Below are 23850 nucleotides of genomic sequence, written 5' to 3'. Positions count from 1 at the left end.
TTCATTGACGTTCGTTTCAACAGTGAGTTAGGAGTGCAGGAGTGTCGAATCATTCAGAGAAAATTCTCTTTTCTGTTCCCTTTGTTGCACAAGGCACTCTGGATAACCTTGCTGCGGTCATTGCTGATGGGCATGTTCACGGCGATGGTTCCTTTACGCAAAGCGCTTCGTCGAAATTAGAGACAATTACGGGTAGTTCAAAAGTTTTATTGACAACCTCTGGCACGGCTGCCCTGGAAATGTCTGTCAGACTCCTGGGGATTGGCGTGGGCGATGAAGTTATCGTTCCCAGCTTTACCTTTTCTTCCGGAGCGGCATCTATCGTTGCTGCCGGGGGAGTCCCTGTATTCGTAGATATTGAAGGCGACTCAGGGAATATCGACCCTGCGTTAGTTGAAGCTGCGATTACACCGAAAACCAAGGCGATTTCTGTCATGCATTACGGCGGTGTCCCAGTTGACATGGATGCCATCATGGCTGTCTCCCGAAAGCACAACATTCCCGTCATCGAAGACAATGCCCATGGTCTTGCCGTGAACTCTAAATACGGACGGCTAGGGTCAATTGGGACTGTTGCAATACAGAGTTTCCATGACACCAAGAACATTCACTGTGGCGAAGGTGGAGCGGTTCTTATCAACGAGCCAGCCCTTGTTGAAGCTGCCGAGATCATGCGTGAAAAGGGGACCAACCGTTCCAAATTCCTCCGTGGTCAAGTCGATAAATATACCTGGGTTGAATGGGGATCAAGCTTTCTTCCTTCTGAGCTCAACGCTGCTGTCCTGGATGCTCAACTTGATGAGTTCTATTCAATCCAAAAGAAACGCTTTGCTATTTGGAATAGATACACCTCGGAACTTGCAAGCTGGGCAGAGGAGAACTCCGTAAAGCTCATGTCGCCATCTGATGGAGTACACGCAGCACACGTCTTCTTCGTCTTGATGGCTAATCAAGAAAAGCGTGATGCTTTGCTAACTCACCTTCGCGAAAGCGGGGTTTTCGGCACCTTCCATTATGTTCCGCTACATTCCAGCCCTGCAGGAAAGAAGTACGGCAGAGTTCATGGATCGATGGACAAAACCGAAGCTTTTGCTAACCGCCTGGCTCGTTTGCCACTATGGCCAGGAATGTCCGAAGAGCAAATTTCTCGGGTAATTAGCGAAGTTAAATCGTTTAGATAAACATCGCGGGGTCAACCCACGCACGGCCGCTGTCTTCAACAACAGCTTCACCAGGAACGGCAACCATGCCATTTCGTGGGCGGGCAATGCCAGGAATACCTACAACCTGAGAATCAGCAGGAACGTCCTTCACCACAACTGCATTGGCGCCAATGGCGCTGTTATGGCCAACAGTGAGTGGGCCAAGCACCTTAGCGCCAGCGCCAATGGTGACGTTGCTTTCGATAGTGGGGTGGCGCTTGCCCTTATCGAGTGAACGGCCCCCGAGGGTAACCCCGTGATAAATCATCACGTCGTCACCGATTTCTGCAGTTTCACCAATAACGACACCCATGCCGTGGTCAATGAAGAAGCGACGGCCAATGGTGGCTCCAGGGTGAATTTCAACACCAGTCCAGAAACGAGTCCACTGAGATCCCACGCGGGCTAAGAACTTGAAGCCGTGTGTCCAGAGCCAGTGGTGCCAACGGTGAGCCCAGACAGCGTGAAGACCTGATGCAACAACCCATGTCTCAAACGACGAGCGGGCAGCTGGGTCGTGTGAGCGCGCGTTGGCGATGTCTTCACGGATATTGAGCATAAGAGTTATAAGGCTACCGAATGCTGGGGTATTCCCCGAACATGACAGAAGCCGCACAGCTCATGCTGTGCGGCTTTTGTTCGCTTCTGTGAGGAATTAGTCCTTGAAAGGCTCCCACAGTGCGGTGGAGACATAGCGCTCGCCATAGTCGCAGACGATGGCAACGATGGTCTTGCCCGCGTTCTCGGGACGCTTGGCAACCTGGGTTGCTGCGTAGAAGATTGCACCGGTTGAGATACCAGCCAGGATGCCTTCTTCGGCTGCCAGGCGGCGAGCGAACTCGATCGACTGATCGAAGTTGACGTCGAATACCTCGTCATAGACCGTGGTGTCGAGGATGGGGGGAACGAAGTTCGCACCAATGCCCTGGATCTTGTGAGGACCAGGAGCGCCACCGTTGAGAATGGGGGACTCTTCAGGCTCAACAGCGATGATCTGAACGTTGGGGTTGAGTTCCTTCAGGCGCTGACCGGTACCGGTGATGGTTCCACCAGTTCCGACACCTGCAATGAAGATGTCTACCTTGCCGTCGGTGTCTGCCCAGACCTCTTCGGCAGTGGTGGCGCGGTGGATTGCTGGGTTAGCAGCGTTCTCGAACTGGCGAGCCAGGATTGCTCCGGGGGTGTTTGCCACGATCTCTTCTGCACGAGATACAGCACCGCGCATACCTTCAGAACCGGGGGTGAGGACAACTTCTGCACCGTATGCGCGAACCAGCACTCGTCGTTCGATGCTCATGGTCTCAGGCATGGTCAGAATGACCTTGTAGCCGCGAGCTGCACCCACGAGTGCGAGAGCAATACCGGTGTTACCGGAGGTTCCTTCAACAATGGTTCCACCAGGCTTGAGCACACCGGACTTCTCGGCAGCGTCAATGATTGCCTTACCTAGGCGGTCCTTTACGGAGTTGCCGGGGTTGTAGAACTCGAGCTTGGCGTACACCGTGGCGCCAGCGCCTTCGGTCAAGCGGTTGATGCGCACCAGCGGGGTGTTGCCAGTGAGCTCTGTGATGTTGTCATACAGACGAGCCACGATGAACCTGTTTCTCTATAGATGGGGTGGAACTAAAGCGTTCTTTGATTATGTGGCACGCACACACTGCACACCTAGTTCTGTTACGTTCAAAGACATTATGAATACCTCTTCTCACTCAGACGACATTGCCCTGGCTGACCTCCGTCAGTGGGCAATGGAGGTGTTGAGTGCTGCAGGGATTCTTGAAGCTGATGTCGACGCCGAACTTCTTATCGGTCATGTGTTGAATCTCAGCCGCGGTGAGCTCGCCTCCAAACTGGTTACAGGCTTCACTGTCTCTGGTGAATCTGCACTGGCCATACGTCAGCTGGTTGAGCGTCGTGCGGGCCGCGAACCCCTGCAACACATCTTGGGGGTCGCCTGGTTTAGGTCGTTGACCCTCCAAGTTGGCCCAGGCGTGTTTGTTCCTCGTCCTGAAACAGAACAGCTTGCAGGCATGGCTATTGATGCACTGCGTTCACTAGCCGAGCCTTCGCCTATTGGTGTTGACCTGGGCACCGGCTCCGGCGCCATTGCGCTCGCCATGGCTACTGAGGTTCCGCATGCTTCCATTTATGCCGTCGAGAAGAGCCCCGAGGCTCTTCCCTGGACATCCAAGAACTTCTCTGCGCTCGGCGGAAGCAATGCTCATCTGGTTCCCGGTGACCTTGCTGGTAACGAATTATTGGCAATGTTTCCTCACCTTGAAGGTTCGGTTGCTGTGATTGCGTCCAACCCTCCCTACATCCCGGTAGATGCGATTCCTCGTGACCCCGAGGTTCAGCTCTTTGACCCAGCACTGGCGCTCTATGGCGGCCAGGATGGCCTCGATGTGGTTCGTCAGGTGTCGCAGGTTGCGTTGGTGCTGGGACGCCCCGGCGCTTCACTCATGCTGGAGCACGGTGAATTGCAAGGCGCTGATATTCGAGAGATTCTTTCGGCAGACGGATGGCGTGCTACAGCAACACATCGCGACCTGACCGGTCGCGACCGCTACACAACAGCGACCCGCCCGTAAACTAATTGAGTTATGTCTCGAATCTATGACTGCTCGGATAATTCCGAACTCCTCACCGGCATGCGACTAGCTCGCCAAGCCGTGTCGAAGGGTCAGCTCGTTGTCATTCCAACAGACACCGTCTATGGCGTTGGGGCTAATGCATTCAGTGCAGAAGCAGTGCAACTTCTTCTGGAAGCAAAAGGCCGTGGTCGCCAGTCGCCACCACCGGTGTTGATGCCTTCGGCGGCAACCATGGATGGTCTGGCGCAAAACATTCCTGACGAAGTTCGTGCTCTTGCTGCTGCTTTCTGGCCTGGCGGTCTCACCATTGTTTTGGAAGCCCAGCCTTCTCTTGCCTGGGACTTAGGAGACACCAACGGCACTGTCGCTGTTCGCGTTCCCGCACACCCTGTTGCTCTAGAACTCCTTGCAGAGACAGGCCCACTTGCTGTGTCCTCTGCCAATCTCACCGGACAGCCAGCAGCAGTGACTACTGCAGGTGCACATGACCAGCTTGGTGCTCGTGTTGAGGTGTATCTGGATGGGGGAGAAGCTACCGAAGGATTAGCTTCCACCATCATTGATGCCACTGCACTGTCTCGTGGTACTGGTGGTATTCGTATTCTTCGCGACGGCGTCATCTCGGTAGCTCAGCTGCGAGAGGTCGTAGGGGACAAGCTCGAACCTTCCACAGACGCGGTGGGCTAACCCCGTGTTCATGCTCGCGCTCATGGCCTTTGCTTCGGCAGTGGTTACGTTTGGCTTCTCTTATGTCATTCGACGCCTGAGCCTGAAATACAAGCTCTATCCCAAGATCCGCGAACGTGATGTTCACACCCGCCCCACCCCTCGCTTGGGTGGCGTGGCCATGTTCCTCGGAATTCTTTTGGCATTTGGCATAGCTAGCCAGATTCCCTTCTTCAAGGTTGTCTTCGCGGATCCAGGTCCTGTGTTGGCCATCATGGGAGCTTCGCTCCTCATTGTGGTTGTGGGTGTTCTCGATGACATCTGGGACTTGGACTGGACCATCAAGCTTGCGGCTCAGTTGGGTGTTGCTGCCTTGGTTGCCTGGCAGGGTGTTCAGATTCTGTCGCTACCTATTGGCGGCATCACCGTGGGATCTCCCACGATGTCGTTCTTGCTGACCATCTTCGTCATCGTATTGGTAATGAATGCCGTCAACTTCATTGACGGTCTCGATGGGCTCGTGGCCGGTGTCTCCCTCATCTCCAACGGCGTCTTCTTGATCTATAGCTACCTGTTGGCTCGAGAGACCAGCCCCTCCAACTACTTCAACTTGGCTTCACTCATCGCTGCAGTGCTGGTTGGTGCATGTGCTGGGTTCTTGCCCTTCAACTGGCACCGTGCTCGCTTGTTTATGGGAGATGCCGGTTCCATGCTGGTGGGTCTCCTTATGGCTGTCGCGGGTATCGCGGTGACCGGCCAGATTGATCCGGGCAGCTTTACTGACATTGGTTTGGGTAAGTCACAGCTTCTTCCCGCGTTCCTGCCGATCATGTTGCCATTTGCCATCTTGTTGCTACCTCTGGCTGACTTCACTCTGGCAGTGTTGCGCCGCGTGAGCGCAGGAAAGTCCCCGTTCACGGCAGATCGCAAGCACTTGCACCACCGTCTGCTCGATATGGGACACTCGCACCTGCAAGCAGTACTGATTCTCTACAGCTGGACAGCTGTGGTCTCTATTGGCTTCTTGCTGTTCTTCATTGTGAAGCCTTATGCCATTGCTGTGGTGTTCTTAATTGTGGGAACCATTGTGAGTGCTGTGTTGACGGTTCTGCCACTGACGCGTCGTCAGCGCGTAGAGAAGACGATTCAATCTCTCAAGGGTGACGCCGTCTTGGCAGAGTATGACCCTCTAGATGCGGCCAGTAACAAGTTCGAAGACGATGTCCCTGTTCCAGCCGAGGAAGTTATTGCTGGTGCTACTGGCCAGATTGATCTCGGTGGCATCGTGACACGCGGTTCTAGCAAGAAGTCCTCGGTTACCCCGCCCAAGTTTGCTGATGAGAAAGATAACGACAAGTAGTCATGACTAATTCTGAATCCTCACGCGTTTTGCCTACGGGTGTTCCTAGCTCTGTTCCTGTACTGCGTCGCACGCTGGCCTTTGGCTTCGCTTTCGCCGCAGCGATAGCTGTGGTGGGGGGAGTCATTGGCCTGCTTGTTGCGGGTCCCGTTGCTGCCTGGTCTGCTGTAATTGGCGCTGTGATGGCGGGAGTGTTCCTCGGGATCACTGCGCTCAGCATCTTGATCGCAGTGCGCTTCGACATCGTGGCGTTCTTTGGCATTGTCCTCGGTGCCTGGTTGCTCAAGTTCGTGGCATTTATCGTTGCTGCACTTGCTCTGCGTGATCAGCCCTGGATTAACCCCACGGCATTGTTCTTGTCTTTGATTGCCGGTGTTATTGCTTCTCTGGTTGTGGACGTGGTCGTAGTGATGAAGACCCGCATGCCTTACGTTTCAGATCTGCAGCGCTAGGTTTTCTACACTCCGACACTGACCTAGTTCGGAGGAAAGTGGAGTTCTATTTCTCGGTTAGATGCGCTAAAGTAGAAATGTAAACTTGTCTATCTACGTCAGGAGCCATCGTGGGTACTTACGTAGAAAGACTGTGGCAACCAGAAGACACTGGTGGGCTCAGTCGCAAAGACCGAGCAGCAGGGCGCTATTTGGCATATGTTCCAGATGAACTCAGCGTGACGCTGCCTCGACTGGGAGCACGCGCACAATCAGCGGCAGAAGATGCTCTCGTAGTGTTGGCTCGCGCTGATGAAAGAGTGGGCAGTCGTGGTGGCTACCTGAGCCATTTACTTATTCGCTCCGAGAGCATCTCCTCATCGTGGATTGAGGGTAACCGAGTCACCCCCAAAAAACTTGCCATTGCAGAAACGTTGAAACAAGGAACTCAAGCAGCGCTTGATGTCGTGGCGAATGTGCGTGCTACTGAACAAGCAATTGCCGAACTCTCGGATTACAGCCGCGACATAACGGTAGCTGACCTGTGCGAACTTCAGCACGTGATTGAGCCACGGCTTGAATTTGGGCTCCGCACAGAACAAAACTGGGTGGGTGGATCCGGGTGGAGCCCGCTCAGGGCGCAGTTTGTGCCACCGCCAGAGAGCGACGTGCCCCGTCTCGTAGACAACCTGGCGAAATTCATCACAACTACCGAAGGCAACCCTGTTGTGCGGGCGGCCATTGCCCACGCTCAGTTCGAAACCATTCACCCTTTCACAGACGGCAATGGCCGAACGGGGCGTGCACTTATTCACACGGTCCTCCGCAGAGCAGACGCAGTGAGGCACACTCTCATTCCCATCAGCACAGTTTTTGCCGGAAATGTGGATGCATATATTTCTGGGTTGACGGGATTCCGGCAGGAGCCTGGACAGTTAGATGACTGGGTCATTGCATTTGCTGAAGCGACGGAACTTGCCGCAGCAAATGCTGTGAAGCTGGCCCGGCGCGTTTCTGAACTCGATGAAGAACTTGTTGAGCAATTCATTACTTTCCGTCGTGAAAGTGGTGTTATCCCCAACGCTCCTCGTCGTGACGCCGTGACAGTCAAAATATTGGACTCTCTTGCGGAAGAACCAGTGTTATCAGCAGAGTCTGTCGCTGGCAGATTCGGTGTTTCTCCGGCAGCAGCTCATCGGGCACTAGGAGAACTTGAAGTGGCAAAAATACTCTCCCGCACAAAGGATCACAAGGGTAAGTTGCTGTGCTGGACTGCTGATCGGTATTTAGATCTCGTGGCGTTGACAGAACGAAGCAACAGAGTGGGTGGAGTCGACACGAAAGGTCAGAAAATTCGCATAGGACCGCCAGCTCCGGAACGAAACAAGTGAGCTTGCCCCAGCGATATATTCCGCTGAGCGGTAAGTAGTTTTTAGATTGGGTGAGCCGCCCTTTTTGCCTGTAAAGTCTTGAGTAATCCCTCGCACTACAAGCGGATCAATCACCCACGTTTCGACAACGAAGCCAAACGAGATTGAACTGCTGGGGGATCCCGCATGTTCGTCGACGCGAGAGCAGAAGCTCCACGCCCCGAAACAGGAGATAGCGCTGCTAGTAAACGCTGTAACCAAGCTCGTCACCTCGACAGAGGGCGACTCGAGCTTTAACGGGCCGTCGATCAACGAGTTCTTCCCTGACGCGATCCTCTTCGCTGGTACTCCTTTTGAGATCAACCGCATCATCCTGATTCGCTTCGCGATGGCAGCAATTTTGATCCTGCTGTTCTGGCTCGGTACTCGCAAGATGAAGCTTGTTCCTTCTAAGGGACAATCCCTTGCTGAAATGGCACTGGATGTTGTTCGCGTCAACATCGCAGATGACCTGCTGGGTAAAAAGGATGGCAAGCGTTTCCTTCCCCTGCTGACTGCAATCTTCTTCACCGTTCTCGCCATGAACATCCCCGGTATTTTCCCCGGTATGAACGTGGCGGGTTCGTCGCTGGTGGGACTTCCTCTGACACTTGCTGTGGTGGCATAGGTCACCTTCATTTACGCAGGTTTGAAGAAGCACCCCGGTGCCTTCTTGAAGAACTCGTTCTTCCCCCCAGGTGTTCCCTGGCCTATCTACATCATCGTGACTCCGATTGAGTTCTTCTCGATCTTCATCCTGCGTCCGATTACTCTGGCTCTTCGTCTTCTGATGAACATGGTTGCCGGTCACCTTCTTCTGGTGCTCTGCTTCTCAGCTACTGACTTCTTCTTCTTCTCTGTCGCTCTCGACGACGCGGGCTGGGCTCGTTTCTTCGGTATCGGCACGTTTGCTTTCGGCTTCATCTTCTCGGCCTTCGAGATTCTTGTTGCTGTGCTCCAGGCATACGTCTTCACCCTGCTTACAACGGTCTACATCCAGCTCGCGCTGGCTGAGGAACACTAACGGTTTAGGCATCCGCCTAAATCGACCACACGGAAGGAAACAATCGTGGACGCAACATCGGTTCTCGCCGAAATCAACGGCAACATTGCCACCGTCGGCTACGGTCTCGCAGCCATTGGCCCCGCTATCGGCGTAGGTATCGTCGTCGGCAAGACCATCGAGTCGGTTGCACGCCAGCCTGAACTCGCAGGTCGTCTTCAGGTTCTGATGTACCTGGGTATCGCATTTACCGAGGCACTTGCCTTCATCGGTATCGCTACCTACTTCATCTTCACCAACTAGTCATTTACCCGTTCGACACGGAGGCATCATGCTTCAGGCACTAATCGTGGCTTCAACAGAGGAAACACCAAACCCTCTGTTGCCAGCACCGTACGACATCGTTTGGTCGGCGGTCGTCTTCGCGATCATCCTCATCTTCTTCTGGAAGAAGGTGCTCCCCAACGTTTCAGCCATGCTGGAAGCGCGTGGAGCAGCTATTGAGGGAAACATCGAGAAGGCAGATGCTGCACAGCGTGAAGCTGAGGAAGCCCTTGCTCAGTACACCGCGCAGCTTGCTGACGCTCGTGCTGAGGCAGGCAAGATCCGCGACGCTGCTCGTGCAGACGGCGCCAAGATCGTGACTGAGGCAAAGGAAAGCGCATCAACCGAGGCAGCTCGCATCACTGCGACCGCTAAGGCTCAGATTGAAGCAGAGCGCCAGAGCGCACTTGTTTCACTCAAGAGTGAGGTTGGCTCGCTGGCCATCGACTTGGCTTCTGGCGTGATCGGTGAGGCTCTCACCGATGACAAGAAGTCCAAGGCACTCGTTGACCGTTTCCTGGCAGACCTCGAAAAGTCGGAGAAGGCAGCTAAGTAATGGGTAGCGCAAGCAGACACGCGATCACGAGTTCCAAGGCAGCACTAGCTGGCTTGGGAGCTAAGGCAAACCTGGCATTGGGCGAACAGCTCTTTGCTGCTGGTCGTGCCTTCGCTGAGTCTGCCCAATTGCGCGCCGTACTGGCTGACCCTGCCGTCTCAGACGCCGACAAGTCTTCCCTCCTGGGCAAGGTTTTCGGCAAGGGACTGGACGCAACTGCATCCAAGTTGCTGGGTCAGATCGTCTCCAACCGCTGGTCGAGCCAGGATGACCTGCTCGCCGGTGTCGAAGAAATTGCTATCCGCGCTGCTGTGTCGGGTGCCAAGAAGAATGAAGCTGTAGACGCTGAGCTGTTCGCGTTCTCTCGTGCCGTGTCGAGCGACGCAGAACTCGAGCTCAGCCTTGGTTCCAAGCTTGGTAACCCCGACGCAAAAGCCGCGTTAGTTGTGAAGCTGCTCAAGGGCAAAGCATCAGCGGCCACTATCGCTATTGTCTCCTCGCTCGTTCAGCAGCCTCGTGGTCGCCGCATTGGCGCCCTGCTCTCCTACGCAGCAGACATTGTTGCCGACCAGGCAGGTGCCTCCATTGCAACCGTGACCAGTGCGCAGCCTATTGCTGCAGCGCAGCTCACCAGCCTGGGCAAGTCCCTGGCGAAGGTCTACGGACGCGAGCTCAACATCAACCTCGTCATTGACCCTGCGATTATCGGTGGCCTGCGCGTGCAGGTTGGCGATGACGTGATCGATGGCTCAGTTTCGTCCCGTATTCAAGAACTGCGACTCCAGCTCGCTGGATAAGCGAAGTAAGACTTCACCAAACCCTCTCAGCCATCCGGCTGAACCAGACAAGGAAAACACAATGGCAGAACTCACGATCAGCCCCAACGAGATCCGCGACGCTCTCAAGGACTTCGTTTCTTCCTACAAGCCCACCAAGGCTTCGAAGACCGAAGTTGGCCACGTCATCGACGCAGCCGACGGTATCGCACACGTTGAAGGCCTGCCCGGTGTGATGGCTAACGAGCTCATCCGCTTCGCAGATGGCACTCTTGGTCTTGCACTGAACCTCGACGAGAACGAGATCGGTGTTGTTGTCCTCGGTGAGTTCACCGGCATCGTTGAAGGTATGGAAGTAACCCGCACTGGCGAGGTTCTCTCCGTTCCTGTGGGCGAAGGCTACCTCGGTCGTGTGGTTGACCCACTGGGTAACCCCATCGATGGTCTCGGTGACATCAAGAAGATTGAGGGCCGTCGTGCTCTCGAGCTCCAGGCTCCTGGCGTTATGCAGCGTAAGTCGGTGCACGAGCCCATGCAGACCGGTATCAAGGCTATTGACGCCATGATCCCCGTTGGTCGTGGACAGCGTCAGCTCATTATTGGTGACCGCCAGACCGGTAAGACCGCTATCGCGATCGACACCATCATCAACCAGAAGGCCAACTGGGAGTCCGGCGATACCAACAAGCAGGTTCGCTGCATCTACGTTGCTATCGGTCAAAAGGGTTCCACGATTGCTGCTGTCAAGGGCGCACTCGAGGACGCTGGCGCAATGGAGTACACCACCATCGTGGCTGCTCCTGCATCTGACCCCGCAGGTTTCAAGTACCTTGCTCCTTACACCGGTTCTGCCATTGGTCAGCACTGGATGTACGGCGGCAAGCACGTCCTCATCATTTTCGATGACCTCTCCAAGCAGGCTGAGGCTTACCGTGCCGTATCGCTGCTTCTTCGCCGTCCACCAGGACGTGAGGCATACCCCGGTGACGTCTTCTACTTACACTCGCGTCTGCTGGAGCGTTGTGCAAAGCTCTCTGACGAGCTTGGTGCAGGTTCGATGACTGGTCTTCCCATCATTGAGACCAAGGCAAACGACGTCTCGGCATACATCCCCACCAACGTGATCTCGATCACCGACGGCCAGATCTTCCTCCAGTCGGACCTGTTCAACGCTAACCAGCGTCCAGCAGTTGACGTAGGTATCTCGGTTTCTCGTGTGGGTGGTGACGCTCAGGTCAAGTCGATCAAGAAGGTCTCCGGTACCTTGAAGCTCGAACTGGCTCAGTACCGTTCACTCGAGGCATTCGCGATGTTCGCATCTGACCTCGACGCCGCGAGCCGTCGTCAGCTGGCACGTGGTGCTCGTCTGACCGAGTTGCTCAAGCAGCCTCAGTACACCCCATACCCTGTTGAAGACCAGGTTGTCTCCATCTGGGCAGGTACCACCGGCAAGCTCGATGAGGTTCCTGTTGAGGATATCCTGCGCTTTGAGCGTGAGTTCCTGGACTACCTCGGTCGCAAGACCAAGGTTCTGACCACTCTGCGCGACACCAACGTGCTCGATGACAAGACTGTGGAAGACCTCGAGAAGGCCGTAGTTGCCTTCAAGAAGGAATTCCAGGCAGGCGACGGTTCTTCACTGGCTTCGGTTGGTAAGGAAGAATTCACCGCTATCGATGCTGACGACGTCAAGCAGGAAAAGATCGTCAAGAAGAAGCGCTAAGCGCCTTTTTCACTGACATCAACCACCTTTTAGAGAAACCACAGGAGAGACATGGGAGCGCAACTTCGGGTCTATAGGCAGAAAATTCGTTCTGCCCAGACGACCAAGAAGATCACGCGTGCAATGGAGCTGATCTCTGCCTCGCGCATTCAAAAAGCGCAGGCACGTGTTCTGCAGTCCACGCCCTACTCGCGTGCGATTACTCGCGCCGTGTCGGCCGTTGCCACGTATTCCAACGTGTCACACATCCTCACCACTGAGCCTGAAAAGATTCAGCGCGCGGCGATTGTGATTCTGGCTTCAGACCGCGGTCTTGCTGGTGCTTTTAGCTCGCAGGTTTTGCGCGAATCGGAGCAGCTCGCAGAGCTTCTTCGTGAGCAGGGCAAGGAAGTTGTCTACTTCCTGGTTGGCCGTAAGGCAAACGCCTACTTCTCCTTCCGTCAGCGTCCCGCTGAGCGTGTATGGACCGGTGGCACTGACCAGCCCGTATTCGAAACCGCCCAGGAAATCGCTGGTGCAGTTCTCGAAAGCTTCCTGCGCGACTACGCAGACGGTGGTGTGGACGAAATCCACGTTGTGTACAACCGTTTCGTCTCCATGGTTTCTCAGGTTCCTCATGTTGTTCGCATGCTTCCTCTGGAAGTAGTCGAAGGCGTGGACGAGCCTGGTGATGACGAGGTTCTTCCTCTCTACGAGTTCGAACCCGAGGCTGACAAGGTACTGGACGCACTGCTTCCGGTCTACATCGAAAGCCGCATCTACAACGCGATGCTGCAGTCGGCTGCGTCCGAGCACGCGAGCCGTCAGCGCGCAATGAAGTCGGCAAGCGACAACGCCGACAAGTTGATCCGCGACTACACCCGTCTGGCGAACAACGCTCGTCAGTCCGAGATCACCCAGCAAATTTCCGAAATCGTTGGTGGCGCCGACGCCCTGTCGTCCGCCAAGTAACACAGACTTTCCAAACCCGGTAAGAGAGAAGAAGAGCAATGGCAGCAGCACCAGCTACTAAGGCTAAGACCCCCGCAAAGGCAGCACCTGCTAAGAAAGCAGCGGCTCCTAAGAAGGCAGCAACCGCAACCGGTCGCATCGCCCGCGTGAACGGTCCCGTCGTCGACATCGAGTTCCCACACGACTCGATCCCCGGCATCTACAACGCCCTGGAGACCACGGTCGTCATCGGCACCGAGAGCACCAAGCTCGTCCTCGAGGTTGCTCAGCACCTCGGTGATGACCTCGTGCGTGCCATTGCCCTCAAGCCCACTGACGGTCTCGTGCGCGGCCAGGAAGTCACCGACACCGGTGCTCCTATCTCCGTTCCCGTTGGTGATGTCACCAAGGGTAAGGTTTTCAACGTCACCGGCGACATCCTCAACGGTAAGCCCGGCGACAAGGTTGAAATCAAGGAGCGCTGGCCCATCCACCGCACACCTCCTGCATTCGACCAGCTCGAGTCCAAGACTCAGCTCTTCGAAACTGGTATCAAGGTCATCGACCTTCTGACCCCCTACGTTCAGGGTGGAAAGATTGGTCTGTTCGGTGGTGCCGGTGTGGGTAAGACCGTTCTGATTCAGGAAATGATTCAGCGTGTAGCTCAGGACCACGGTGGTGTATCGGTATTCGCCGGTGTTGGTGAGCGTACCCGTGAAGGTAACGACCTGATCCACGAAATGGAAGAAGCAGGCGTCTTCGACAAGACCGCCCTCGTCTTCGGCCAGATGGATGAGCCACCAGGAACCCGTCTTCGTGTAGCACTGTCTGCTCTGACCATGGCGGAATACTTCCGTGACGTTCAGAAGCAGGACGTTCTGCTCTTCATCGACAACATCTTCCGTTTCACTCAGGCAGGTTCAGAGGTGTCGACCTTGCTCGGTCGTATGCCTTCTGCTGTGGGTTACCAGCCCAACCTGGCTGACGAAATGGGTATCCTCCAGGAGCGCATTACCTCGACTCGCGGTCACTCGATTACCTCGCTGCAGGCTATTTACGTTCCTGCGGATGACTACACCGACCCCGCTCCAGCGACTACCTTCGCTCACCTCGATGCAACCACCGAGCTTTCTCGTGAAATCGCATCGAAGGGTCTCTACCCCGCTGTGGACCCACTGACCTCGACCTCGCGCATCATGGACCCTCGCTACTTAGGTGAAGACCACTACCGCGTTGCGACCACCGTCAAGGCGATCCTCCAGAAGAACAAGGAACTCCAGGAAATCATCGCGATTCTTGGTGTTGACGAGCTCTCTGAAGAAGACAAGATCACCGTTTCGCGCGCACGTCGTATTCAGCAGTTCCTCTCGCAGAACACCTACATGGCGAAGAAGTTCACCGGTGTTGAAGGTTCGACCGTTCCTCTCAAGGACACCATTGAATCCTTCGACGCGATTGCTAAGGGTGAATTCGACCACGTAGCTGAGCAGGCCTTCTTCAACGTGGGTGCTATCTCCGACGTTGAAGAGCAGTGGGCAAAGATCCAGAAGGAAAACGGCTAATCATGGCTTCTTCTCTCCTTCAGGTCAGCGTCGTAGCTGCCGACCAGGAAGTCTGGTCTGGCGCAGCCTCTATGGTTGTTGCCAAGACCAGCGAGGGCGAGATCGGTATCCTTCCCGGACACGAGCCTATGCTGGCGATTCTCGCCGGTGGTGAAGTTCGCGTCACTGCTGAGGACGGCTCGAAGATCACTGCTAACGCAGCTGGTGGTTTCCTTTCGGTTGAGAACAACAACGTTTCTGTTGTTGCCTCTGCCGCAGAATTGGTTGGCTAACGCTCAACCTCTCATACGCTGATGCCCGCGGTTGAAGACTTGCTCTTCCCGTGGGTGTTTGCACTTAAGGACTACGCACTTATGGAAACGCAGTGTTGATTCTGTTGCCACCTTCGGAAACGAAGCGTGATGGGGGAGAAGGTGCTCCGTTGGAGCAGCTACTTGCTGAATCAGCCCTGTCTTTCCCCGAGCTGAACGCTATTCGTAAGCGCGTCGTTGCTGCCACGGTGTCGTTGGCACGCAAACCCAAGGTGTGTGCTGAGGTGTTGAAACTCAGCCCCAAGCAAATGGGTGAGGTTGACCGGAACAAAGCGGTCAAGACCTCACCGACCATGCCTGCCATTGATCGCTACACCGGCGTGCTCTATGACGGCCTGGCTGCGATGAACCTTGACGAAAATGCTCGGAAATTCTTGGCAGAGAACGTCATGATCCAGTCAGCGCTCCTGGGCCCGGTGGGCGCATTGGAGCCCATCCCGGCATATCGGCTTTCCTTCGACTCCAAATTGCCTGCACTGGCCGCTGGAAGCCTCAAGAAGGCTTGGGCTGAGGCTGGGCGTAAAACGCTTGCCAAGAAACTCAAAACTGAACCTCAGCTGGTTCTTGATCTTCGCTCTGAGGGTTACTCAGCCCTTGCTCCTCTCGTTCCAGCTGAAAACACCGTCTATCTCCGCGTGGTGACAAAAGGCGAGAATGGCCAGCTGCGAGCACTGAATCACTTCAACAAGAAGGGCAAGGGCGAGTTTGTTCGTGCCCTTGCAATAGATGCTGCGAATACGAACGCCATCACCACCGTTGATGAACTCATTGCCTGGGCTGCATCCAAGAACATGATTATGGAACGTGGGGTAGAAGCCACGGCAGAGTGGCCGACAGAGCTCAACCTCGTGGTTTCTGGAGTAGTTCAGAAGCTCTGCTGATCTGAGCAGTGAGCCAACACTTTTGCTATCATATTTGATAGCAAAAGGAGGCATGGGTGTACGCAGGCAAAGAATTAAATCGAGCCCGCCTGGAAAGAGGGCTTACGTTGCGCAAGCTCGCAGCTTTTGCCGATACTTCCTCGGCAGCAATCAGCCAGATTGAGACTGGAAAAAGAGGAGTGAGCTTTGAGAGATTACAAAGTTTGCTTAATCTGACTGAACATCGCCTGGTGACCATTCCCACAAAAGCTAAAACGCCTGGCGAAGTTGCAGAGTTCATCCGTGACGCTTTAGTTGCTGAGAATCCTGTGCGTGCGTATCGAGCATTCATCGCGTACAGCATTACTTTGTTGCGCTTAGATCATGTGGTGCGGTTGGCGTTGACGCTTAATCGGCCTGAGTCAACCGGCGACCCTGTCTATGACGCAGCAATCGCTGCACTCATTCAGCACTGGCTTTCACACGATTCGCTACCAGCGCCCACATGGGTACATGAAGATTCCTTGACACTTCCTTTTCCAGCTCATTTAGGGGAGCGGGTCCCTTCACATGATGAGGTGCCACCTGCATTTCTTGAACACAATGTGTTGTTTCCCCTTGAAACATTGGTAAATCCCGTCTTCTGAACACCAACCCTCTGAATTCTTCGATATTTCTCTCGAGCATCTGGCTTAAGCGGAGCGGGTGTGGATAACTCCTGAGGCGGTTGTGAGGGAACGGGCATGATTTCTTCATGTCCGATTCCATCTCCCGCATCGTTGGTGCTGTGCGCGCCAAGGCACATGACAGTGTTACCGCGACGTCTACTCTGTCTCCAGATCTTGAGCAGTTGTTGCGAGATGAGATTCTTCGGGATGGAACACACAACTCAGGCGCACCCCTGAGCGATGAGGAACTTCGTTCCTTAGCTATGGCCGAGCTCAATGGTTTCGGAGCACTGCAGCCTCTGCTGGAAGATCCATCGATTGAAGAAATCTGGATCAATAGCCCCACAGAAATCTTCGTTGCACGCAACGGCGTAGCTGAGCTGACTGAGCTTTCGTTTACTGATGCGCAGGTTCGCGACCTGGTTGAGCGCATGCTGCAGGCATCCGGACGCCGAGTCGATATGTCGTCACCGTTTGTGGACGCATCTTTACCCGATGGTTCTCGTCTCCACGTGACCATCCCGGATATCACCTCCAAGCACTGGGCTGTGAACATTCGTAAGTTTTCGAAGAATGTGCGCGACCTCAGTCACTTGGTCGAGAGTGGCTCCCTGACGCGTCAGGCAGCTGAATTCTTAAGGATGAGTGTCCTCGCACGTCAGAACATCCTGGTGTGTGGTGCAACTCAGGCAGGGAAGACCACGATGCTCAATGCGTTGCTTCGTTCCTCTCGTGAGAACGATCGCATCATCACGGTGGAAGAAACCTTTGAACTGAACTTTGATGCGCGTGATTGTGTGGCAATGCAGTGCCGTCAGGCAAGCCTCGAGGGCACAGGCGAGATCACTCTTCGCCGACTCATCAAAGAAGCACTGCGTATGCGTCCAGATCGCTTGGTCGTGGGAGAGGTGCGTGAAGCCGAGAGCCTGGATCTGCTCATTGCTCTCAACAGTGGACTTCCTGGTGCATGCTCGCTGCATGCCAATAGTGCTCAGGATGCCCTGACCAAGCTCTGCACATTGCCTCTTCTTGCCGGTCGCAACATTGACTCCAGCTTTGTCGTTCCCACTGTGGCCAGCTGCATTGATGTTGTTGTTCACTGTGAGCTTGATCGTTTTGGTCGTCGTCGTGTGAGCGAAATCATTGCCCCCTCTGGTCGCGTTGTTGACGGGGAGATCGAGGCGACAGTTATCTTCCACATGGTTGATGATGTTTTAGTTGCGACCGGTGATGCTCCTGTGCGCCTAGACAAGTTTGAGCTCACGAACTTGAACCCACGAATCGTGTTGGATGCAGCATGAGACTGTCATCTCTAGAAATACTTGGCATCTTCCTAGGTGCCAGTGCTGGGCTGGGCATTTTTCTCATTGTTTCCAGCAGGTTGTGGCCCAGGAAAGAACACGTAGAAAAAGTGTCATCTCCCTCACGCCTCTCTCGCGGACTCAACGAGACGGCGTTGCAGTTGGGGATGAAGCCCTCCGTGTTGGTTGTTCTGTGCACAGTGTTGGCGGTTATTGGTGGCGCGCTGGCATGGGCAATCACCGCGGTTGCCGTGTTGAGTGTGGTGCTTGCTGGAACTGCCGCAATGTTGCCGGTGATGTTTGCCGCCAGCCGCCGGGCTGCAGCGCGCAAAGCATTGCGAAACCAGTGGCCTGATGTGGTGGATGCTCTGATTTCTGCCATTCGATCAGGTGCCAATATTCCTGATGCTGTAGTTTCCCTGGCGGGTTTCTCTTCGAAGGCCGTCAGCACACCTGCAGCGCTTTTTGCCCAGGATTACAAGGTTTCTGGCAATTTTGAGCTTGCCGCGAAGGATCTCAAAGCTCGTTGGGCGAACCCCAACGGGGATCGCATTATTGAAACCCTGCGCCTGGGTCGTGAACTAGGTGGAACAGAAATCACCACTGTATTGGGTTCGCTTGGATCTCACCTGCGAGCAGAATCTGCTCTGCGCCAAGAAGTTGAAGCGCGTCAAGGGTGGATCCGTTTGGCGGCTCGTATTGGTGTGATGGCACCCTGGATAGTTTTGGTACTCCTTTCAACTCGTCCAGAGGCAGCCCAGGCTTATAACTCAGGGGCCGGAATTGTGCTCATTCTGATTGGGCTGGGTGTGAGCATGCTTGCTTATCGCATCATGTCTGCAGTGGGCTACCTCCCAGATGAGAAGAGGTGGCTCGCATGAGTTCTCTCGGTGCGTGGGGTATTGGACTTGGTGCCCTCTTCGGTTTGGGTGTGTGGATCATTCTCACCACGCTGCCCAGCTTCCGAAGTGCCTCATTGCAGAGGCGTGTGGCACACATGGTTGCAGACATCTCTCCTCAGGCTTATGCCGATGTGACGGAGAAGAGTTCTGCACCTCTTCCACAGTTTGATTTTGGGGTGAGGAGCCTCAAGGCAAGTCTGGTTGTGATGAGTGAGAAGTTTGCTGGACCAACAGATGCTCTCCAGCTAGATCTTGCTCGGGCGGGGTCTGCGCTGAGTGTTTCAGAGTTCCGTGCCCGTCAGGTTACGTGGGGATTGTGGGGTGCTGCAGCGGGTCTTGTTGTGGATGGCGCGGTTGCGTTCATCACTCAGCCCAGCTTTATCGCTTATGTCCTAGTACCTGTCATTGGTTCACTCGTGGGATACCTCAGTGTGCGCTACTTCCTCGGCTACGCAGCGAAGTCTCGCGTGAAACGCATGGAGGCCCAGTTGCCTGCGGTGTGGGAATTCTTGTCCTTGAGCCTTTCCGCAGGAGAAGGTCTGCCTGATGCTTTGCGTCGCATGGCAACCATCGGTCACGGTGACATCACCGATGAATTCCGGGTGGTTGTGCTGGATGTCCAGATGGGTATCCCGATGGCAACAGCGCTGCAGACATTAGAACGCAAGCTCAAGATTTCAGCACTCTCCCGAGGCATAGAGCAGATCCTGGGTGCGCTGAATCGTGGAACTCCGGTATCTGCTGTTCTCCAGGCACATGCTCTGGATGCCCGGGAAGACTCCAAGCGCAGGTTGCTGGAGAGTGCAGGCCAAAAAGAAGTAGCCATGCTGGTGCCGCTGGTGTTCTTGATTCTCCCCGTCACCATCGTTTTTGCCGTATTCCCTGGATTACTCGTTATTCAATCGGGCTTTTAGCCCACAACGAAAGAAGAAAGAAATGAACAACATCATTGCTCGTATGAGCGCCAAGATCAGCTCCAAAGTCACAGATGAGCGTGGAGATGTGCCCGGATGGGTACTCATCACGCTGATGACGGCCGGGCTCGTCGTTGCTATCTGGGCCATTGCAGCACCTGCCTTGGGCACGGTCTTTGATCAGGCTATTTCTCGCGTTGTGAGTTTCTAGGACACATCATGAAGGCAGGGTTGGGACGCGTACTCGAAAGAGTGCGCCATGAAGAGAGCGGCTCGGCTGTGGTCGAGTTCGTCTTTGTGGGCATTCTGCTGACCTTCCTTACCCTCGGTATTCTGCAATTGGGACTCGCACTTCATGTGCGCAACACGATTCAAGATGCCGCATCTGAAGGGGCGAGGTGGGGCGCACTGATCGACTCCACTCCTGCAGATGGAGTGCAAAGAACGAAAGAGCTCATTACTACGGCAGTTGGGGAGCAATATGCCAAGGACATTTCTGTCGCAAGCCAGCAGTGGATGGGTGCACCTGCCACCGTGATCACCGTCAAAGCTCCTCTGCCCATGATTGGGCTGTGGGGTCCTGCCACTTCCATGGAGGTGAGCGGGCATGCAGCTACCGAAGTTCTCAACTAATGACGAAGGGTCTGCTTCGCTCGAGTTCATCACTGCAGGAATGCTGCTTTTGATTCCTTTGGTGTATTTGGTTTTGGCAGTGGGTGCGGTTCAAGGCGCCACGTTGGCTACTGAAGGTGCTGCCAGACAGGCAGCACGAGTTTATGTTGAGTCTCCAGATCAAGACACTGCAATCAAAAGAGCTCAACAGGCCATTGACTTCGCGCTCGCCGACTATGGCCTTGACTCCAAGAATGCAGACATCACCATCACCTGCTCATCAAGCTGTTTAGAGCCAGAGTCACTTGTGAGTATCGGCGTGGGGGTCAAAGTGGTGATGCCACTAGTTCCAGCTGTGCTCAACCTCGATCAAGCAGCCGTTGTTCCAGTTTCCTCTCAAGCTAGCCAAGTTGTTTCTCGCTTCCACGGAGTCCGATAATGTTCGGAAAACGTATTAATTTAGAGGAAGAGGGATCTAGCCTGATCCTCATCATCTTTGCTGGGCTCATTGGGCTCGCTGTCATTTTGGGCACTGTGGCTGCCACCAGCCTCTATATCGAGCGGAAAAGACTCTTCACCGTGGCAGACGGCGCTGCGCTCGCCGCGGCGGAAGCCTTCAACTTGGATGACGTTCAGGTAGTAAACGGGCATGCGTCCATTACTCTCACCAGCTCTGCGGTGCGCTCAGAAACAGATCACTACTTGCAACTCATCCCTGCTGCCGAGAGCAAGGGTGTTTCTGTGGTCTCGGCGGTCACCAACGACGGCAGGAGCGCAACGGTGAGTTTGCAGAAAACCTGGCATCCACCAGTTGTCTCGATATTCATGCCCGAAGGCATGGTCATCGATGTGACCTCCACAGCACGAACAGTGCTGGGCTAGCGACTAGAACGTGGTCTGAAGCTGCCCAACAACCTTGCCGCCACCGTAAACATCGGTGTGGAGGCGAGGAATGAGTGCATCAACCTTGCTTTGCTCGAGTGCACCGGCGCGGACCAGGGCTTGCAAAGCAACAATGGGGGCCGTGCGGAGGTTGCCGTCCAGGATCTTCGTGGCAACGGTGGTGCCATCGGGGGTGGAGACAATGAAGACGCCCTCATAGCCAGACTTGGCTGTGAAGCCGAGCTCTTCCATGATGATGACATCGGGCTCCCCGTGGTCTCCCACGATCCACGGGTGAGCGAGCATCGAGGAGGCCAGTTTCTGCGCAGAATCCTTGATTCCCATGGGAGCAGAATCATCGGCTGTGAGCATCTTGGCAACACCAGATGCCAACTTCACTAGCGGCATGGCGTGAACGGGAGCACCACAGCCATCAACCGCTGTTGAAGTAATAGTTTCGCCGGTGAGGTATTCCACGGCTTCCAGGATGCGAACTTGAAGTGGATGGTCGCGGTCGAGATAGTTCTCGGTTGGCCAGCCCTCGTGCTTGCAGGCCAAGAGCATTGCTGCGTGCTTCCCAGAGCAGCAGTGGTAGATGGGCATAGCTCCACCATCTGCTTGGTAAACCTGCTTGAGCATGTCCTTGTTCACAGGCCATTCGGTGGCGCACTTAAGGTCTGCTTCAGTGAACCCGCCGGTAGCGAGGAGTTCGTTGACGAGCTCAACATGTGCTGCGGATCCGGTGTGACTAGAAGTTGCCAGCGCGGTGAATTCGGGGGAGAGCTCAATGCCCGTGGAGAAAATACCCATGGCCTGAAAGAGCTTCATGGCGGAACGTGGGAAGACCAGTGCGTTGGGGTCGCCCTTGCTAAAGAGCACCTGGCCCGCAGGATCCACAACAACGACGCTTCCGGCATGGCGGGACTCGATGAAGTCGTTGCGCACCAGGACTGCTAGTTCTTCTGATGTGGCAACGGTGCCGGTTCCAGCCATGTTCATTCCTTAGATGAAAAAGAAAAGAGGGGTCACTGCGTGAGACGCGGTGACCCCTCATAATCTAGTTGTTTTAGAGAGAAGCGAGTGCCTCGTCAAGGACACCGAGGGCGTCTTCGAGAAGTGCGTCGCTGGTCTTGACCGAAGGTAGGAAGCGCAGAACGTTTCCGTAGGTTCCAGCCGAGAGCAAGAGCAGACCGTGCTGCGCACCGAATGCCACAATCTTGGTCACTGCTTCTGCGTTGGGGTCCTTGGTTCCGGGCTGAACCAGCTCGATAGCGAGCATGGCACCCTTACCGCGAACCTCACCGATGACGGGGTACTTCTCCTGCAGCTTCTTGAGGCCACCACCGAGGGTCTTCTCAACGCGCTTAGCTTCATCGAGCAGGTTGTCCTTTTCGATTTCGCTGAAGATCGCAATTGCTGCGGCACACGAAACAGGGTTTCCACCGAAGGTGCCACCAAGACCACCAGGGTGAGAAGCATCCATGATTTCGGCGCGGCCGGTTACGGCAGCGATAGGCATACCGCCACCGACACCCTTAGCAATGGTGACGAGGTCGGGAACGAAACCGAAGCCTTCAGATGCGAAGTAGGCACCGGTACGAGCCATACCTGCCTGGACCTCATCAGCTACGAAAACAACGTTGTTCTTGGTGCACCATTCCTGGATTGCAGGAAGGTAACCATCTGCAGGAACGATGAAGCCACCTTCACCCTGGATGGGCTCTGCGAAGACGACGGCGAGATCTTCTGCTCCAACGACCTTCTCGAGGTAAGTGATGGTGCGCTTAGCTGCTTCTGCACCGGAGAGACCGTCGCGGAAGGGGTAGGAACTAGGTGCGCGGAAGATCGAGGGTGCGGTGGGTCCGAAACCAGTCGCGTAGGGGGCGTTCTTGAAGTTCATGCTCATGGTCAGGTTGGTACGTCCGTGGTACGCGTGATCCAGAACAGCAACACCGTTCTTGCGGGTGTACTTGCGGGCAATCTTGACCGCGTTCTCTACTGCCTCAGCACCTGAGTTACATAGCATGGTGCGCTTGGCGTGATTGCCGGGGGTGTGCTTGGCCAGAAGTTCTGCAACCTGGACGTAGCCCTCGTAGGGGGTCACGGTGAAGCACACGTGAGTGAAGTGCGCAGCTGCCTCTGCAACCGCTGCAACCACAGCATCGTTTGCGTGACCGATGGTGGTCACGCCGATGCCGGTTGCGAAGTCAATGAACTGGTTGCCGTCAACGTCCTGAACGATGGATCCGTAGGCGTTCTCGATGTAGACGGGAAGTGCAGCACCCACGCCAGGAGGAACAACCTCTGCGCGTCGTTTGTGCATTTCCTGAGACTTGGGACCAGGAATCGAGGTGACAACCTTACGTTCCTGAGTTACTGCAACGGATGCGGGGGCAGAGGTGTTTGACATAGTGCAATCCTAACTTCCTCAGCGTTGAGGAACGTGGGGGTAGGCGTGGAAAAATTCGTGATTTTTCGCAGAGTTAACAATCTTTTCCATAATAGTTCGTACCCGAATGACATGGCTAGAGGGGAAGAGTGGAAAGATGGCTGTTATGCGTCGCGTATTGATCCTTGGCTCGTCTGGTTCCATCGGAACTCAGGCGCTGGATGTCATCCGCGCAAACCGTGACCGTTTTGAGGTTGTGGGTCTGTCTGTGGGCAGTAACCGTGAGGTTCTGCACCAACAGGCGACCGAATTCGGTGTGAGCAATATTGCGATTGGCCACGTTGAAGCAGAAGAGCTTGTTCGTTCCGTCAATGCCGATGTCGTGCTCAACGGAATTACAGGTTCGGTGGGTCTTGGCCCCACGCTGGCAGCCCTAGAAACTGGCAAAACGCTTGCCCTGGCCAACAAGGAAAGC

At 55.1% G+C, this 23850-nt stretch carries 26 protein-coding genes and 2 pseudogenes; 24 read left to right on the top strand and 4 right to left on the bottom strand.

From position 1 onward, the window contains the following. The first annotated feature begins 41 nt into the window (after nucleotides 1–41). Nucleotides 42–1181 (top strand): dTDP-4-amino-4,6-dideoxygalactose transaminase, encoded by a 1140-nt coding sequence (rffA, locus tag RR877_RS05050; protein WP_332550881.1) that lies wholly within the window; start codon nucleotides 42–44, stop codon nucleotides 1179–1181. On the opposite strand, the gene epsC is transcribed toward rffA, so the two are convergent. Both epsC and cysK read right to left on the bottom strand, forming a co-directional pair. Further along, the gene (gene epsC, locus RR877_RS05045; protein ID WP_332550880.1) at nucleotides 1174–1761 is read right to left on the bottom strand and encodes a serine O-acetyltransferase EpsC; all 588 of its coding nucleotides are present in this window, start codon (nucleotides 1759–1761) and stop codon (nucleotides 1174–1176) included. The genes rffA and epsC overlap by 8 nt on opposite strands. Before the next feature lie 96 nt (nucleotides 1762–1857). Further along, the gene (cysK, locus tag RR877_RS05040; protein WP_332550879.1) at nucleotides 1858–2793 is read right to left on the bottom strand and encodes a cysteine synthase A; all 936 of its coding nucleotides are present in this window, start codon (nucleotides 2791–2793) and stop codon (nucleotides 1858–1860) included. A 100-nt stretch (nucleotides 2794–2893) separates the two neighbouring features. On the opposite strand from cysK, the gene prmC reads away from it, so the two are divergent. The 22 genes and pseudogenes from prmC (at nucleotide 2894) to RR877_RS04930 (ending at nucleotide 20986) form a co-directional block, all read left to right on the top strand. Then, complete coding sequence (prmC, locus tag RR877_RS05035) at nucleotides 2894–3793, top strand: peptide chain release factor N(5)-glutamine methyltransferase (protein WP_332550878.1); 900 nt, start codon at nucleotides 2894–2896, stop codon at nucleotides 3791–3793. 12 nt (nucleotides 3794–3805) lie between these two features. Further along, nucleotides 3806–4483 (top strand): L-threonylcarbamoyladenylate synthase, encoded by a 678-nt coding sequence (locus RR877_RS05030; RefSeq protein ID WP_332550877.1) that lies wholly within the window; start codon nucleotides 3806–3808, stop codon nucleotides 4481–4483. A 4-nt stretch (nucleotides 4484–4487) separates the two neighbouring features. Then, the gene (locus tag RR877_RS05025) at nucleotides 4488–5822 is read left to right on the top strand and encodes an MraY family glycosyltransferase (RefSeq protein WP_332550876.1); all 1335 of its coding nucleotides are present in this window, start codon (nucleotides 4488–4490) and stop codon (nucleotides 5820–5822) included. A gap of 2 nt (nucleotides 5823–5824) precedes the next feature. Continuing rightward, complete coding sequence (locus RR877_RS05020; RefSeq protein ID WP_332550875.1) at nucleotides 5825–6274, top strand: hypothetical protein; 450 nt, start codon at nucleotides 5825–5827, stop codon at nucleotides 6272–6274. A gap of 110 nt (nucleotides 6275–6384) precedes the next feature. After that, entirely contained in the window at nucleotides 6385–7644 is a 1260-nt protein-coding gene (locus tag RR877_RS05015; RefSeq protein ID WP_332550874.1) for a Fic family protein, read from the top strand. Between the two features lie 211 nt (nucleotides 7645–7855). Then, nucleotides 7856–8686, top strand: a pseudogene (atpB, locus tag RR877_RS05010) (F0F1 ATP synthase subunit A). A 45-nt stretch (nucleotides 8687–8731) separates the two neighbouring features. Then, a complete protein-coding gene (gene atpE, locus RR877_RS05005; RefSeq protein WP_096380363.1) occupies nucleotides 8732–8968 on the top strand; it encodes an ATP synthase F0 subunit C in 237 nt (78 codons plus the stop codon). Nucleotides 8969–8996: 28 nt separating this feature from the next. Continuing rightward, entirely contained in the window at nucleotides 8997–9545 is a 549-nt protein-coding gene (locus tag RR877_RS05000) for a F0F1 ATP synthase subunit B (protein ID WP_332550873.1), read from the top strand. Next, nucleotides 9545–10342 carry a F0F1 ATP synthase subunit delta gene (locus RR877_RS04995; protein WP_280796157.1) on the top strand — a complete coding sequence of 266 codons (798 nt, stop codon included), beginning with the start codon at nucleotides 9545–9547 and terminating at the stop codon, nucleotides 10340–10342. The genes RR877_RS05000 and RR877_RS04995 overlap by 1 nt, the downstream gene beginning before the upstream one ends. 61 nt (nucleotides 10343–10403) lie before the next feature. After that, nucleotides 10404–12044, top strand: coding sequence for a F0F1 ATP synthase subunit alpha (gene atpA, locus RR877_RS04990; RefSeq protein WP_332550872.1), 1641 nt, complete (start codon nucleotides 10404–10406; stop codon nucleotides 12042–12044). A gap of 51 nt (nucleotides 12045–12095) precedes the next feature. Further along, entirely contained in the window at nucleotides 12096–12995 is a 900-nt protein-coding gene (locus RR877_RS04985; RefSeq protein ID WP_110232969.1) for a F0F1 ATP synthase subunit gamma, read from the top strand. A 38-nt stretch (nucleotides 12996–13033) separates the two neighbouring features. Further along, on the top strand, nucleotides 13034–14536 hold the full coding sequence (atpD, locus tag RR877_RS04980; RefSeq protein ID WP_275425171.1) for a F0F1 ATP synthase subunit beta: 1503 nt from the start codon (nucleotides 13034–13036) through the stop codon (nucleotides 14534–14536). Nucleotides 14537–14538: 2 nt separating this feature from the next. Next, complete coding sequence (locus RR877_RS04975) at nucleotides 14539–14808, top strand: F0F1 ATP synthase subunit epsilon (RefSeq protein ID WP_277494327.1); 270 nt, start codon at nucleotides 14539–14541, stop codon at nucleotides 14806–14808. A 92-nt stretch (nucleotides 14809–14900) separates the two neighbouring features. Next, on the top strand, nucleotides 14901–15728 hold the full coding sequence (locus RR877_RS04970) for a peroxide stress protein YaaA (protein WP_332550871.1): 828 nt from the start codon (nucleotides 14901–14903) through the stop codon (nucleotides 15726–15728). A 56-nt stretch (nucleotides 15729–15784) separates the two neighbouring features. Continuing rightward, nucleotides 15785–16354 carry a helix-turn-helix transcriptional regulator gene (locus tag RR877_RS04965; protein WP_332550870.1) on the top strand — a complete coding sequence of 190 codons (570 nt, stop codon included), beginning with the start codon at nucleotides 15785–15787 and terminating at the stop codon, nucleotides 16352–16354. A 107-nt stretch (nucleotides 16355–16461) separates the two neighbouring features. Next, a complete protein-coding gene (locus RR877_RS04960) occupies nucleotides 16462–17676 on the top strand; it encodes an ATPase, T2SS/T4P/T4SS family (protein ID WP_332550869.1) in 1215 nt (404 codons plus the stop codon). Between the two features lie 110 nt (nucleotides 17677–17786). Beyond that, on the top strand, nucleotides 17787–18557 hold the full coding sequence (locus tag RR877_RS04955) for a type II secretion system protein F (protein ID WP_332550868.1): 771 nt from the start codon (nucleotides 17787–17789) through the stop codon (nucleotides 18555–18557). Next, complete coding sequence (locus tag RR877_RS04950) at nucleotides 18554–19492, top strand: type II secretion system F family protein (protein WP_332618893.1); 939 nt, start codon at nucleotides 18554–18556, stop codon at nucleotides 19490–19492. Before RR877_RS04955 ends, RR877_RS04950 begins: the two co-directional genes overlap by 4 nt. A 22-nt stretch (nucleotides 19493–19514) precedes the next feature. Continuing rightward, complete coding sequence (locus tag RR877_RS04945; RefSeq protein WP_110232976.1) at nucleotides 19515–19703, top strand: hypothetical protein; 189 nt, start codon at nucleotides 19515–19517, stop codon at nucleotides 19701–19703. A gap of 8 nt (nucleotides 19704–19711) precedes the next feature. Further along, complete coding sequence (locus RR877_RS04940; RefSeq protein WP_332618891.1) at nucleotides 19712–20125, top strand: TadE/TadG family type IV pilus assembly protein; 414 nt, start codon at nucleotides 19712–19714, stop codon at nucleotides 20123–20125. Beyond that, nucleotides 20100–20543, top strand: coding sequence for a hypothetical protein (locus tag RR877_RS04935; protein ID WP_332618890.1), 444 nt, complete (start codon nucleotides 20100–20102; stop codon nucleotides 20541–20543). Before RR877_RS04940 ends, RR877_RS04935 begins: the two co-directional genes overlap by 26 nt. Next, nucleotides 20543–20986, top strand: coding sequence for a pilus assembly protein TadG-related protein (locus RR877_RS04930; protein ID WP_280796145.1), 444 nt, complete (start codon nucleotides 20543–20545; stop codon nucleotides 20984–20986). The genes RR877_RS04935 and RR877_RS04930 overlap by 1 nt, the downstream gene beginning before the upstream one ends. 3 nt (nucleotides 20987–20989) lie before the next feature. On the opposite strand, the gene RR877_RS04925 is transcribed toward RR877_RS04930, so the two are convergent. Then, the gene (locus tag RR877_RS04925) at nucleotides 20990–21979 is read right to left on the bottom strand and encodes an asparaginase (protein WP_280800568.1); all 990 of its coding nucleotides are present in this window, start codon (nucleotides 21977–21979) and stop codon (nucleotides 20990–20992) included. A 73-nt stretch (nucleotides 21980–22052) separates the two neighbouring features. Then, on the bottom strand, nucleotides 22053–23396 hold the full coding sequence (gene gabT / locus RR877_RS04920; RefSeq protein ID WP_332550694.1) for a 4-aminobutyrate--2-oxoglutarate transaminase: 1344 nt from the start codon (nucleotides 23394–23396) through the stop codon (nucleotides 22053–22055). Between the two features lie 145 nt (nucleotides 23397–23541). On the opposite strand from gabT, the pseudogene RR877_RS04915 reads away from it, so the two are divergent. Then, nucleotides 23542–23850, top strand: a pseudogene (locus RR877_RS04915) (1-deoxy-D-xylulose-5-phosphate reductoisomerase); the annotation flags it as partial.

Source organism: Aurantimicrobium sp. (assembly GCF_036667855.1).
In the GTDB taxonomy this organism is placed as follows: Bacteria; Actinomycetota; Actinomycetes; order Actinomycetales; family Microbacteriaceae; genus Aurantimicrobium.
This window is presented reverse-complemented; position numbering and strand designations above follow the sequence as displayed.